This is a genomic window from Thermovibrio sp., assembly GCA_015488335.1.
GTDB lineage: Bacteria > Aquificota > Aquificia > Desulfurobacteriales > Desulfurobacteriaceae > Balnearium.
In genome coordinates, this window is the sequence record WFNZ01000042.1 from 21078 (window position 1) to 32698 (window position 11621).

An 11621-nucleotide genomic window follows, 5' to 3' on the forward strand; every position below is an offset into this window, starting at 1 on the left:
GTACTTTCTAATTAATATTATTAATAACAATTAATTTAGGAGGGGGACTATGAAAGCTCTCCTTGTGTCTGTTCTAACTGTATTCCTTTTAATTCCTTCTTTTGTATTGGCTTCTGAAATTAGGATAGAGAAGAAATGTGTTCGGGCTGAAGAAACTGTTTCAGCTGTTTCTGGCCTTAAGAAAAGGAGCGTTTTAAGATGTAGTGTAGAAATAAGAAGCGTTTGTCCTTTCTTTCTAAAGAATGTCAAAGTAAAGGTCTCCATTCCCCGTGGAACAAGGTACATTTCCGGTTCAGGTTCCCCTACCGTTTGGCGGAAAGATGGAAAGACTTACATAGTCTGGACCATTCCCCATCTTGCTCCTGCAGAGGAAAAGGTTTTTCACTATAGGTTAATTGTTGAGAAGTAGTTAAAGTTCTTTTGTTAACTTATATCCAAGCCTTGGAAGAGTTTTGAGGTATTTCCCCTTTTCTCCTAACTTTTTCCTGAGCCTGCTTATGTAGACGTCTACTGTTCTCGTGGTTTCGTTGTGGTCACTTCCCCATATTTTTTCAAGGAGTTCCTCCCGTGAAAAGAGCTCTTCCGGATGTTCTAGAAAGAACTCTAAAAGCTGGAGCTCCGTCTTTGTAAGGTGTATCGGTTTTCCATCTACCATTACAGATTTTGATTTTTTGTTCTCAACTATTCCTTCAAACTCTAAAATTTCCTTCTTACCGTAACCGGTTCTTCTCAGAACTGCCTCAATTCTTGCTATCAGTTCTTTTATGCTGAAAGGTTTTGTTACGTAGTCGTCTGCCCCTAAAGTAAGGCCTTTGACTTTTGTCTCTTCATCTCCCAGTGCCGTAAGAATAATTATGGGAGTTTCTCTGTTTACAGTTTCTTTCCTGATTTTTTCACACAGCTCAAGGCCGCTCATTCCGGGGAGCATGAGATCTAAGAGTATGATGTCAAACTTCTTTTCTTTGAGTCTTTTAAAGGCTTCCTCTCCATCCAGTATCCACTCTACAGAGAATCCGTAATCTTCAAGTCGGTCTTTTGTTAACTCTCCAAGGTCTTCATCGTCTTCAATCAGGAGAACTTCTACCATGAAACCTCCTTACAGCTTGAAGTTGAAGGGAAGGAGCTCCCCTAACGTAAACGTTTCCTCTTCCCTTCCGTCGGTTACTACAATCTCAAAGTCTTCAGGGAAAAACTCTGAAAGAACCTGCCTGCACGCCCCACACGGGTAGGGCATAACGTCGGGTGAATATATTAACATTTTGTAAAAATTTTTCTTCCCTTCCGATAAAGCTTTAAACACAGCTACCCTTTCTGCACAGACCGTAAGACCGTAAGAAGCGTTTTCTACATTCACTCCGGTTACCACTCCATCCTCTCCTACCATAACAGCAGCAACTTTTACCTTTGAGTATGGGGAGTAGGAGTTTCTAACGACTTCTTTTGCAATCTTCAGCATCTCTACCGTTTTCATCTCACCTCCGGCCAGAAAAGATTTTCCCTTTTGAGGTTTGCTATGTAAGTTAAAACTTCTTCATCGGTCAGGTCGTGGAAATCTTCGTAGAAGGAAGCGACGGCGAAGGGGAGTTCCCTGCTCTCTACCAGGCAGTAAACCCCATCGTAGTAGTTTTCAAGGAGCTCCTTTGTGTGGACGGGGCATACCGGCGCAACTGCGTAAATTTTCTCCGGGTTCAGTTTTTTTAAGAAGTTTGCTGCTGCAATCGCCGTATAATCTGAGGCGAAACCGTCATCAACAACAACCGCCACTTTCCCAGTTAAATCTCTATACCCTCTGCCTTCTCTGTAAACAGAATTTCTCCTCTCAACCTCCTGAAGAACAGCCTTAGCTATCTCTTCAACGGTTTTCGATGAGAGGTAGCCCTTGAATTCGGGGTTCAGGTAGACCGTTCCGTCTAACGTTACTGCTCCAAAGCCGGCTTCAGGGTTCCACGGGATAGGGAGCTTCCTGACGACGATTATGTCAAGGGGAATCCTCTTCTCCTTTGATATTGCGTAGCCTACTGGAACTCCTCCCCGGGGAATGGCGAAGATTACGCTGTTTTCTGGGAGCTCTACTCTCTTTGAAACCTCAAGGCCAGCTTGAAGTCTATCTCTAAATATGGCCATCTCTCCATCCTCTCAATAAATTCCCACTATTGAAAATATGTTCGGGAGAAGTGTCAGGTGAAAACTCTAAGGGTTATTTTCAGAGATGGCGTTTTCGTTCCTGCTGAGCCCTGCTCACTTCCCAATGGAACCGAGGGAGTGGTTGTTTACGTTGAGAGCAAAGAGAACCTTCCAACTCCATGGTGGAATTTACTTTCCCTCTGTAGTGAGAAGAAAGAGGCTCTTAAGCAGTTTGTGGAGAATTTGAAAGGTAGAGTGGAATACGATGACGTGAAAGTGGTTGAGAAACCTGAAGGTTTTGAGGTTTTTGTTTTGGTAGATGATGAAACTGTTGCCCTTAAGCCTGTTATGGAAGAAGCCCTTAAGATTTTTGAGGAAAGGGGCGTCTACCTCCCACTTCAGGTTATCTCCAGAAGGCGTTTAAACAGGTGGAAAGAGGTGGGGAGCTCCGTTTACAGGGAGATTAGTGAAGGAGTATCTATTGGATGAGCAGGAAAGAGAAAGAGCGCCTTCCAGTTATGAATCTTGAAGTTACCGATGTGAAGATATACCCCTTTGATACAACAGGTGTTGGCGGAAACGTGAAGGCTGTTGCGACTATAAGGATTAACGATATTTTGGAAATTAAGGACATAAAGATACTATATTCAAACAAGGGCTACTTTATACAGATGCCCACCCGTAAGAGCCGAACGGGAGAGTTTATCCCGATAGTGAACCCTTTAAGTAAGGAGCTCTACCTCCACATAAGGAGGAAGATCCTTGATGAGTATAAACGGATTATGGAGAAGTATAATGAAAAGAGCTCTTCTAATGCTTAGCGCTGCAGGGCTTTTCCTCTCTGGTTGTGCCTCTAACCAGCTCTCAAAGACAGATGCTGCAATGCTTGGAGCTTTGGGCGGCGCTGCTGTAGGGGCTGCAACCCATAAACACTACAAGGCAAAGGCGAAAGACGCTGCCATCTATGGAGCCGTAGCAGGTGGTATTTTGGGTTACGTCCTTGGAAGTGATCAGACCAGCACCCACACGGTTAACGCCGATACCGAATACGACGTGAAGACAAAAGATGGGAAGGTTATCCACGTCCACGAGAGCTGGTACACGGTAGACAGCCAGCCTGCCCCTTCAACCAAGTAGGGATTTGAAGTAAGAGATGAAGGGAGCTATAACTAAAGGATTTTCTGTATATAGCCCCTTTTCCTGAGAATATATCTGGAGGAGTTTCTTTCCATCCACGATCAGAAGGTAAGGTAATTCCACTTCCTTTTCAACGAACTTCCCGCCCAATTTCTTTATCTCTTCTTTACAGGGAGTGTCAAACTTACCTACGGCTATAAGCTCCACCCCAGGCGGCAGGTATTTGTCAAGGTTTCCCCTGCAGCCGAACTTAAAGAGTGGCTTAACTCCTGCTATCCATACTGCTTCCCTTGCCTGGGATATTATGTTAAGTGCCTTTGAAATAAGAGCTTTTTCTCCTTCAAACGAGAAGACCTCTTTTTCGTCTTCCTTCTTTTTCCCCTGGAACCGGGATAGGAGCTCCTCCACTTCCCCGATAAGCTCTCTCAAAAACCTTTCCCTCTTCTCAAACTCTGTCTTCATCTGGTATATCCTTCCTAAGAGGGCATCCCTGACAGAAGACGGAACGTAGAGTTTTGGTTTCCCGTTCAGAACGTAAACAAAACCTTTTTCCTCAAGGCTTTTCAGTGAGTCATAGATCCTCTGAGGAGGAATGCCAGACTCCTTTGCAACCTCTGTGGCGGGAGCTCTCCCAAGTTTAAACAGTGAAACGTAGGCCTTTGCCTCGTAAGAATTTAAGCCGAATTCCTTAAGTAGTTTAACCGCCTCTTTTACTTCCATACTCCTATGATATAATGAAAACTGTTTCACCACCAAATAGTGGTTAAGGAGGGTGCCGTGGAGAGAAGGAAGTTTTTAAAAGACGTTGCAAAAGCAGGATTGGGAGCAGTTGCAGGCTTAACTGTCGGTTCTGCAATGAGCTTTGCGTCTCAGAAGAAGATTGAGCTTCCGCTTCCTTACGTAAAGCTTGATCCAAAGAGAGTGGCAGATAAGGCCTACGACGGTTTCTACCAGCACGAGTGTGCCTACGGAGTTTTCAACGCTGTTATAAGTGAGCTTCAGGAAAAAGTTGGAGGGCCTTACTTGGGAATTCCAACCCTTATGTTCTGGTACGGCGGCGGCGGTGCCGCAGGCTGGGGAACATTATGTGGAACCCTTAACGCTGCAGGTGCTATCTTCAATCTTACATGTAACCTGAAAGACTTTAAAGCTATGATAGATACCCTCTACGACTGGTATCAGAAGACTCCCCTTCCGACTTACGTTCCCTGTAAAGGTAAGTGGTGCAAGCAGCCTTTCCCTGAAAGCGTTTCCCATTCACCGCTTTGCCACGTTTCAGTTCAGAGGTGGTGCAAAATAGCCTCTGTTAAGTTTGGAAGACCGATTCTCTACAACAGCAAAGAGCGTTCTGAAAGGTGTGCAAGGCTTGCAGCTTCCGTTGCGGCAAAGGTTGTTGAGATGTTGAACGACTACCACTTTGGAAACTTTAAACCCTACAAAGTTAAAGGAGCTCAAAAGACGAAGATGGACTGCAGGCTCTGTCACGAAGTAACGATGCACGAGCTCTCTTAACCGATTAAAGGAGTTCTGTTATGGATGTAAACGGGGAGATTTTAAAGAGGATTCAGCTCCTCTTTTCAAACTTTACGCCGAAAGTTCTTGCAAGCAACCCCTGTGCCGTTGAGCCGGAGCAGGTTGTTGACCTTATAAAGGAGAAGCAGGATTTCGTTATTCTGGACATCAGGACTCCTTTGGAGCAGGAGCTCCTTGCACCCCGCCTTGAGAACACCCTCTACATTCCGATGCACGAGCTCTTTAAGGAGGAGAACTTAGAGAAAATTCCAAAGAACAAAACTGTTTTGGTTCTCTGCCACACAGACAGAAGAGCAACGGCAGTTGTTGTTGCCCTGAGGCTTTTGGGGTTTGATAGGACTTTTGTTCTGAGGGGTGGAGTTGTGGAGCTCTCCCGGGTTGTTGGGAAGGAGCTCTACAACAGGCTCTTTTAGTGGGCCGGTGAAGGGGGGAGCTCCCCTTCACCTCTTCTAAAAGGTTAGAACTTTATCGCTGTCAAGGATCCACTCAACAAGGTCGTTCATCGTGGCCTTCTCAGCCCCTTCGTAATAAGGTTTCCCCTTGTGGATTCCACACCTTGCCATACAGGTTCCGCACACCTTAACGGGAGCTCCCCTTGCAATCAGATCTTTCAGCATTGCAACGAGGTCTTGGTCGTAGGAAGCCGGCTTAACAGTTTCGTTCCTTGCAAGGTCAACGGCGTCGTTCATCAGGAAGATCCTCACAACTGCTCCCTTTTCAAGGAGCTTTCCTGCAAGCCTTAAAGCGTTCCAGGTTACGTCCGTTCCGTCGTAGGGCTGCCTGTTGAGGACGAGAAGAACTTTCATTTCAACCTCCCTCTTATGTTTTAAGAACTTCCCTCAGGAATTTACCAGTCCAGGTATCGGTCTTTGCAACATCCTCCGGCGTTCCCGCTGCAACTACCCTTCCTCCCCTCTCTCCACCTTCAGGGCCGAGGTCAACAATCCAGTCTGCACACTTGATAAAGTCAAGGTTGTGCTCTATCACGATTACCGTGTTTCCCTTGTCAACTAACCTCTGGAGAACCTCAATAAGCTTCTTAACGTCGTGGATGTGGAGTCCCGTTGTGGGCTCGTCTAATATGTAAACGGTCCTTCCCGTTCCCCTCTTAGAGAGCTCCTTAGCCAGCTTAACCCTCTGTGCCTCTCCACCTGAGAGTGTTGTTGCAGGCTGTCCCAACTTTATGTAGCCCAGGCCCACGTCGTATAGAGTTTTCAACTTGTTAAAGATTTTTGGATGGTTCCTGAAGAACTCCATCGCCTCTTCAACAGTCATTTCAAGAACGTCGTAGATGTTTTTCCCTTTGTAGGTAATTTCCAGAGTTTCCCTGTTGAATCGTTTTCCGCCGCAGACGTCACAGGTTACGTAAACGTCTGGTAGAAAGTGCATCTCAATCTTCACAACTCCGTCTCCCTTGCAGGCCTCACACCTTCCGCCTGGAACGTTAAAGGAGAACCTTCCCTTCTTATACCCCCTTGCCCTTGCCTCTGGCGTTGCTGCAAAGAGCTCCCTTATGGGAGTAAAAACGTCAACGTAGGTGGCCGGGTTAGACCTTGGAGTCCTCCCAATTGGAGACTGGTCAACCCGAACAACCTTATCTATGTGCTCAAGTCCTTCAATCCTTTCATGTTTCCCTGGAATTACCTTACTTCCGTAAATCTCCTTTGCCAGCGCTTTGTAGAGTATCTCGTTAACGAGCGTTGACTTACCTGAACCTGAAACCCCCGTTACACAGACAAAGAGCCCTAAGGGAAACTCAACCGTTATGTTCTTCAGGTTGTGCTCAGCTGCCCCTACTACTCTCAGCCACTTACCCGTTGGTTTCCTCCTCTCCTTCGGAGTCTCTATCTTCAGCTTCCCTGATAGGTATTTACCGGTGAGGGAATTTGGATTTTCTTTTATCTCTTCAGGAGTTCCCGTTGCAACAACCTCTCCCCCGTGAACCCCCGCTCCAGGGCCCATGTCAACAACGAAATCGGCGCTCTCTATGGTTTCAATGTCGTGCTCAACAACGATTACGGTATTCCCAAGGTCTCTCAGGCTCTTTAAGGTTTCAATCAGCCTTCTGTTGTCCCTCTGGTGGAGCCCTATGCTCGGCTCATCTAGAACGTATAGAACGCCTGAAAGCCTTGAGCCTATTTGTGTTGCGAGCCTTATCCTCTGAGATTCTCCCCCTGAAAGGGTTGAAGTTCTCCTGTCTAAGGTCAGGTAGTCAAGGCCTACGTCTAAAAGGAACTTGAGTCTGTTCTTTATCTCCTTTAAAACCCTCTCGGCTATTGCAGCCTTCTGTCCTTTAAACTCCAGCTCCTCAAAGAACCTGTAACATTCTTCAACAGTCATAGATTCAACTTCTGCAATGTTCTTCCCTCCAACCCTTACAGAGAGGGCTTCACTGTTAAGCCTCTTTCCGCCGCAAGCTTTACACTCAACTTCCCTTAAGTAGGGCTCAATCAGCTCTTTGACGTATTCAGACTCACTCTCGTGGTATCGCCTCTCAAGGTGTCTGATTATTCCCTCAAAGTAGTAGGGCCTGTAGTTCCCGCGGCTGTAAGGAACTGTGTTGTATACCCTTACAGGCTGTTTCTCTGAGTAGAAGAGGAAGTTGAATTCTTCCTGTCTCAGCTCTTTAACAGGAGTGTAGGGAGAAATTCCAAGCTCCTCGCACCCGGTTTCTATCAGGTCAATCAGATACTCAAACTTTGCCCTGTTTACAAGCTCAACAGATTCAACTACTGGGGCTTCAAAGTCTAAAAGGAGCTCCGGGTCTATCGCCAGCCTGAATCCGAGCCCTCCACACTCTGGACACGCCCCAAGTGGACTGTTAAATGAAAAGAGCCTTGGAGAAATCTCCTTGTAGCTGAAACCGCAGATGGGGCAGGAGCCCTTTGTTGAGTAGGTTTCTTCTTTCTTTGTTTCATAGTCCTGAACAACAACTAAACCGTCTGAGAGCTTTACTGCTATCTCAACAGAGTCTGCAATCCTCGTCTTTGACTTTTCTGAAACCTTCAGCCTGTCAACAATTACCTCAACTGTGTGCTTAACCTTTTTCTCCAGTTTAAGGTTTAAAACCTCCTCTGCTCTATACTCTTTTCCGTCTATCCTGAAACGTCTGAATCCCTGCTTTATCAGTTTCTCAAGGAGCTCCCTGTGCTCTCCCTTCCTCTCCCTTACAACCGGGGAGATGATAATTACACGTTTACCTTCAAGCTTTAAAATCCTGTCAACAATTTCCTGAACAGTTTGGGGCTCAATCGGGACGTTACAAGTCGGACAGTATGGAGTTCCAGCCCTTGCAAAGAGAAGCCTCAGGTAGTCGTGTATCTCCGTTGTCGTTCCAACCGTTGACCTGGGGTTTTTAGAGACGGTCTTTTGCTCAATTGATATTGCCGGAGAGAGTCCCTCAATCAGGTCAACGTCTGGCTTCTCCATAAGCTGGAGGAACTGCCTTGCGTAGGCAGACAAACTTTCAACGTATCTCCTCTGCCCTTCGGCGTAGAGGGTGTCAAAGGCCAAAGAGGACTTTCCGGAACCGGAAACGCCCGTTATTACGACGAGTCTGTTCTTCGGTATCTCAAGGTCAACGTTTTTCAGGTTGTGCTGCCTTGCTCCCTTTATAACGATTCTGTCCTTCATGGAGCTCCTTCAAAAGAGTGTTCGTTAAAAAATTAGCCCTGAGAAACTGTTTGTGTGAAATAAGAGCCCAACATTTCCAATTCTATCTATTGGAATTTTCTATAGAATGCTCCTGCAATATAGATTTTATTGCCTTGAATTTTTAATTGCTAATTATTATCATTAACACAGAACAAATTACTGAAAAAAGGAGGAGACGATGGCACTCGTCGGACAGAAAGCCCCAGATTTCTGCCTCAACGCTTACGACCCGGTCAAGAAGACCTACACAGAGGTTAAACTCTCTGACTACGCAGGAAAGTTCTTGGTTCTCTGCTTCTACCCTGCAGACTTCACATTTGTCTGCCCAACTGAAATTGCTGCTGTAAACGCAAAAATTGACGAGATCAGAGAGCTTGGAGCAGACGTTCTCGCAGTATCTACAGATACACACTTCAGCCACCAGATCTTTTGCGAAACTGAACCTCTCCTCAAAGACCTCAAGTTCCCTCTTGGTGCAGACCCAACGGGCGAAACTGCAAGGGCTTACGGCGTTTACATTGAGGAAGCTGGTCTTGCAAGAAGGGGTAGGTTCATCATCAACCCCGACGGCGTTATCGTAGCTGAGGAAGTTCTCAACCCACCTGTTGGTAGGAACGTTAACGAGCTTCTCCGCCAGCTTGCTGCCTGGAAGTACGTTTACGAGCATCCAGACGAGGTTTGCCCTGCAAACTGGAGGCCCGGCAAGAAAACACTCAAGCCCGGTCCAGACATCGCAGGAAAGGTTGGAACTGTTATCACAATAGACGAAATCCTATCCTAACAAACAAAAAAGGGGGCTTTAAGCCCCCCTTTCTATCCTTCCACTTAAAGCTTTTATTTCAGAACAACGTTCTTCCAGTACTCCCTTACCATCTCCTTTGTAGACTCTGGAAGCGGAACGTATCCAAGTTTTAAAGCTATCCGATCTCCGTTTTTAAATGACCAGTCAAAGAAGTCTATAACCAGTTTGTTCCTTTTTTTCTTTTCTCTTGGAAGGAGAATCATGCTTGCAGCGGTTAGAGGCCAGCTGTCTTTACCGGGCTGGAGGAGAAGGTTCCCGGGAAGGTAGAAGTGGCTTTCAGGTTTCCAACTTGCGTGGGATGCCGCAGCTTTAAAAGACTCCTCTGTTGGCTTAACGAAGTTTCCATCTTTAGACTGGAGCTGAGCAGCTGAGAGGTTGTTCTGGAGCTTGTAGGCATACTCAACGTAGCCGATGGCTCCCGGGGTCTGTTTGACGTAGTTTGTTACGCCTGCGTTCCCTTTTGCTCCAATTCCTGTAGGCCATTCAACAACCTTTCCGTAGCCCACCTTCTCTTTCCACTCAGGGCACACCTGACTGAGCCAGTACGTGAAGTTCCATGTTGTTCCGGAACCTTCCGCCCTGTGGATAACTGTTATCCTCTGATGTGGGAGCTTCACGTTGGGGTTATCGTTTTTGATTTCAGGGTTGTCCCAGTATTTAACTTTTCCCATGAAGATGTCGCATACGTCTCTGTTAGAGAGTTTAAGCTCTGCATCTCCCACTCCGGGAAGGTTGTAAACCACAACAATTGAACCGATTATTGCAGGAAACTGGTAGAGTCTTCTCTTGTCAAGCTCCTGTGGGGAGAGCATCTTGTCTGAGCCGCCAAAATCAACAACCCTCTCTGTAACCTGTCTGATTCCACCGCCGGAGCCTATTCCCTGGTAGTTAACCTTAATTCCCGTGGCTTTTTCGTACTCTTTTGCCCAGTTAACGTAAACTGGGTATGGGAACGTTGCTCCTGCTCCGTTGATTACGATTTTGCTCTCTTTTTTGGGAGCTCCCTTCTCCGCTCCCTGCTGAGCTTTATTCTCTCCTCCACCAAAGCACCCAAAGAGAAGGACGGCTGAAGAGAGTGATATTGCCATTAACTTTCTCATCTTCTTCCTCCTGCGTTTTTATTAAGTAGTATATAAAAGGGAGGGGAGGTCCCCCTACCATTTAACTTGAGCTACTCCCATAAGTGTGTTCTTGTCTTTCCCTGCGTCGTCTAAAAGCCTGTCGTTAGCCAGCGTGAACCTTACATGTTTGCTGTAGTCCCACCATCCACCGTAAACGAAGTGATCCCTCTCGTCGTTTGATTTGTCGTCGTTAGGATCCCAGTGGTCGTATCTTCCAAAGAGGCCTAAAGCGTAGCCTGTAAACGGTTTGAGCTTGAGGTCTGCGTTAATAGAGTAACCCTTCTGATCAATGTCAGATGAGTTGTAGTAGTCGTCTTTATCCCAGATATACTGGGCTGCAACTAAGATGTATGGGTTGTTGTAAACGGCGTGGATCTGGTAAACGTGCCTGTCCATATCTTTGTTTTTAAGGTCAAACATGTGGGCCGTATGGCCAGAGAGGGTGAACCCGTCAAATAGGTTAAGTGAGAGCCTTGCTTCTATAGACTTTCCGAAGTGGTCGCTGTTTTCTGTTCCGTGGTAGCCCTCTCCGTTGAAAATTCCAAATTCCCAGGAAGCTATGCCGTATTTTCCTTTAAAGTTTGCTCCGAGGTCTGCAGAGTTTAAAAGTCCTGCTCCTTCGTGGTTCTCAATGAGAGTCTCTTCAACGTCCCTGTGGAGCCATCCGTGGTGCTCTTCCCAGTCTATCCAAGGTCTATGGGCAAGACCCAACTCAACTCCAGTGTAAGGAAGTACATCGTGGAAGTAAATGTAGGCGTACTTGAGCCTTGCAACGTAGGAGCCGTCCATGTTGCCGCCGGAATTTTCTTCCTGTTTAACGTCTAAAGTTGTTCTGAAGTAATCTTTGTCGTTAAAGTAACCGCGGAGTTCAACGTAGTTCCTTGTGATTTTGAAGGCGTTGTTGTGGTTGGGATTTTTCATATCCACATCGTAGTGTATGTAAGCAGTTCCTCCTATCTTTATCTTTCTGTTCTTTGTGGCTACAGGGGTGGAACTCCTTGATGGGATTTTAATCTCAACAGGCTTTCTTCCCGGGCCGGGTGTAAGGTAGAGCCTTCCTTCACTGTCTACGTAAAGGTGGTTTACAGGTGTTCCGTTGATGAGAATGGTATCTGCCTTTGCTGTCGCCGTAATACTGAGGGCAACAACGGCAGCACACGATAAAAGCTTTCTTAATTTCATCCTTTTTACCTCCCAACGTGTTTGAAGAAAGTTTAGTTTGAAAAGTGTTAAGAAAGTGTTAAACTAAT

Annotated in this window: 15 protein-coding genes; 7 read left to right on the forward strand and 8 right to left on the reverse strand. The window is 46.3% G+C overall.

Translation table 11 applies throughout. The annotated features are described in order from the left end of the window. Nucleotides 1-49 precede the first annotated feature (49 nt). Nucleotides 50-409, forward strand: coding sequence for a hypothetical protein (locus F8H35_RS04895; RefSeq protein WP_472572430.1), 360 nt, complete (start codon nt 50-52; stop codon nt 407-409). On the opposite strand, the gene F8H35_RS04900 is transcribed toward F8H35_RS04895, so the two are convergent. The 3 genes from F8H35_RS04900 to F8H35_RS04910 are packed head-to-tail and all read right to left on the reverse strand — an operon-like array spanning nt 410 to nt 2124. Then, on the reverse strand, nt 410-1087 hold the full coding sequence (locus tag F8H35_RS04900; RefSeq protein ID WP_472572431.1) for a response regulator transcription factor: 678 nt from the start codon (nt 1085-1087) through the stop codon (nt 410-412). A 9-nt stretch (nt 1088-1096) separates the two neighbouring features. Beyond that, nucleotides 1097-1471: a cytidine deaminase gene (gene cdd / locus F8H35_RS04905; protein WP_472572432.1), complete on the reverse strand. Its 375-nt coding sequence runs from the start codon at nt 1469-1471 to the stop codon at nt 1097-1099. Further along, nucleotides 1468-2124 carry a phosphoribosyltransferase gene (locus F8H35_RS04910; protein ID WP_472572433.1) on the reverse strand — a complete coding sequence of 219 codons (657 nt, stop codon included), beginning with the start codon at nt 2122-2124 and terminating at the stop codon, nt 1468-1470. Before F8H35_RS04910 ends, cdd begins: the two co-directional genes overlap by 4 nt. Nucleotides 2125-2181: 57 nt before the next feature. Here F8H35_RS04910 and F8H35_RS04915 point away from each other — a divergent pair, with 57 nt between their 5' ends. Genes F8H35_RS04915 through F8H35_RS04925 form a run of 3 tightly spaced genes read left to right on the forward strand, consistent with a single transcriptional unit; the run spans nt 2182 to nt 3261 of the window. Continuing rightward, nucleotides 2182-2613, forward strand: a complete 432-nt coding sequence (locus F8H35_RS04915) for a hypothetical protein (RefSeq protein ID WP_472572434.1) — start codon at nt 2182-2184, stop codon at nt 2611-2613. After that, nucleotides 2610-2945, forward strand: coding sequence for a septation protein SpoVG family protein (locus F8H35_RS04920; RefSeq protein WP_472572435.1), 336 nt, complete (start codon nt 2610-2612; stop codon nt 2943-2945). The genes F8H35_RS04915 and F8H35_RS04920 overlap by 4 nt, the downstream gene beginning before the upstream one ends. Beyond that, a complete protein-coding gene (locus F8H35_RS04925) occupies nt 2920-3261 on the forward strand; it encodes a glycine zipper domain-containing protein (RefSeq protein WP_472572436.1) in 342 nt (113 codons plus the stop codon). The genes F8H35_RS04920 and F8H35_RS04925 overlap by 26 nt, the downstream gene beginning before the upstream one ends. Here the strand turns inward: F8H35_RS04925 and F8H35_RS04930 are convergent. Further along, complete coding sequence (locus F8H35_RS04930) at nt 3250-3981, reverse strand: TrmB family transcriptional regulator (RefSeq protein WP_472572437.1); 732 nt, start codon at nt 3979-3981, stop codon at nt 3250-3252. The genes F8H35_RS04925 and F8H35_RS04930 overlap by 12 nt on opposite strands. Before the next feature lie 57 nt (nt 3982-4038). Between F8H35_RS04930 and F8H35_RS04935 the strand changes: the two genes are divergently transcribed. Together F8H35_RS04935 and F8H35_RS04940 are read left to right on the forward strand one after the other, a co-directional pair. Further along, on the forward strand, nt 4039-4773 hold the full coding sequence (locus tag F8H35_RS04935) for a C-GCAxxG-C-C family (seleno)protein (protein ID WP_472572438.1): 735 nt from the start codon (nt 4039-4041) through the stop codon (nt 4771-4773). A gap of 20 nt (nt 4774-4793) precedes the next feature. Further along, nucleotides 4794-5207, forward strand: a complete 414-nt coding sequence (locus F8H35_RS04940) for a rhodanese-like domain-containing protein (protein ID WP_472572439.1) — start codon at nt 4794-4796, stop codon at nt 5205-5207. A 36-nt stretch (nt 5208-5243) separates the two neighbouring features. Here the strand turns inward: F8H35_RS04940 and F8H35_RS04945 are convergent, their stop codons facing one another. Beyond that, complete coding sequence (locus F8H35_RS04945) at nt 5244-5600, reverse strand: DsrE/DsrF/TusD sulfur relay family protein (protein ID WP_472569812.1); 357 nt, start codon at nt 5598-5600, stop codon at nt 5244-5246. Between the two features lie 13 nt (nt 5601-5613). Continuing rightward, the gene (gene uvrA, locus F8H35_RS04950; protein WP_472572440.1) at nt 5614-8427 is read right to left on the reverse strand and encodes an excinuclease ABC subunit UvrA; all 2814 of its coding nucleotides are present in this window, start codon (nt 8425-8427) and stop codon (nt 5614-5616) included. Nucleotides 8428-8626: 199 nt separating this feature from the next. Between uvrA and F8H35_RS04955 the strand changes: the two genes are divergently transcribed. Beyond that, a complete protein-coding gene (locus F8H35_RS04955; RefSeq protein ID WP_472572441.1) occupies nt 8627-9229 on the forward strand; it encodes a peroxiredoxin in 603 nt (200 codons plus the stop codon). A 53-nt stretch (nt 9230-9282) separates the two neighbouring features. On the opposite strand, the gene pstS is transcribed toward F8H35_RS04955, so the two are convergent. Together pstS and F8H35_RS04965 are read right to left on the reverse strand one after the other, a co-directional pair. Beyond that, nucleotides 9283-10350, reverse strand: coding sequence for a phosphate ABC transporter substrate-binding protein PstS (gene pstS, locus F8H35_RS04960; RefSeq protein ID WP_472572442.1), 1068 nt, complete (start codon nt 10348-10350; stop codon nt 9283-9285). 54 nt (nt 10351-10404) lie between these two features. Continuing rightward, entirely contained in the window at nt 10405-11553 is a 1149-nt protein-coding gene (locus F8H35_RS04965; protein WP_472572443.1) for a hypothetical protein, read from the reverse strand. Nucleotides 11554-11621: the final 68 nt, after the last annotated feature.

Coding starts and splice junctions, on each gene's coding strand:
- F8H35_RS04895 (WP_472572430.1), top strand. CDS start 50: ATGAAAGCTCTCCTTGTGTCTGTTCTAACTGTATTCCTTTTAATTCCT.
- F8H35_RS04900 (WP_472572431.1), bottom strand. CDS start 1,087: ATGGTAGAAGTTCTCCTGATTGAAGACGATGAAGACCTTGGAGAGTTA.
- cdd (WP_472572432.1), bottom strand. CDS start 1,471: ATGAAAACGGTAGAGATGCTGAAGATTGCAAAAGAAGTCGTTAGAAAC.
- F8H35_RS04910 (WP_472572433.1), bottom strand. CDS start 2,124: ATGGCCATATTTAGAGATAGACTTCAAGCTGGCCTTGAGGTTTCAAAG.
- F8H35_RS04920 (WP_472572435.1), top strand. CDS start 2,610: ATGAGCAGGAAAGAGAAAGAGCGCCTTCCAGTTATGAATCTTGAAGTT.
- F8H35_RS04925 (WP_472572436.1), top strand. CDS start 2,920: ATGAAAAGAGCTCTTCTAATGCTTAGCGCTGCAGGGCTTTTCCTCTCT.
- F8H35_RS04930 (WP_472572437.1), bottom strand. CDS start 3,981: ATGGAAGTAAAAGAGGCGGTTAAACTACTTAAGGAATTCGGCTTAAAT.
- F8H35_RS04940 (WP_472572439.1), top strand. CDS start 4,794: ATGGATGTAAACGGGGAGATTTTAAAGAGGATTCAGCTCCTCTTTTCA.
- F8H35_RS04945 (WP_472569812.1), bottom strand. CDS start 5,600: ATGAAAGTTCTTCTCGTCCTCAACAGGCAGCCCTACGACGGAACGGAC.
- uvrA (WP_472572440.1), bottom strand. CDS start 8,427: ATGAAGGACAGAATCGTTATAAAGGGAGCAAGGCAGCACAACCTGAAA.
- F8H35_RS04955 (WP_472572441.1), top strand. CDS start 8,627: ATGGCACTCGTCGGACAGAAAGCCCCAGATTTCTGCCTCAACGCTTAC.
- pstS (WP_472572442.1), bottom strand. CDS start 10,350: ATGAGAAAGTTAATGGCAATATCACTCTCTTCAGCCGTCCTTCTCTTT.
- F8H35_RS04965 (WP_472572443.1), bottom strand. CDS start 11,553: ATGAAATTAAGAAAGCTTTTATCGTGTGCTGCCGTTGTTGCCCTCAGT.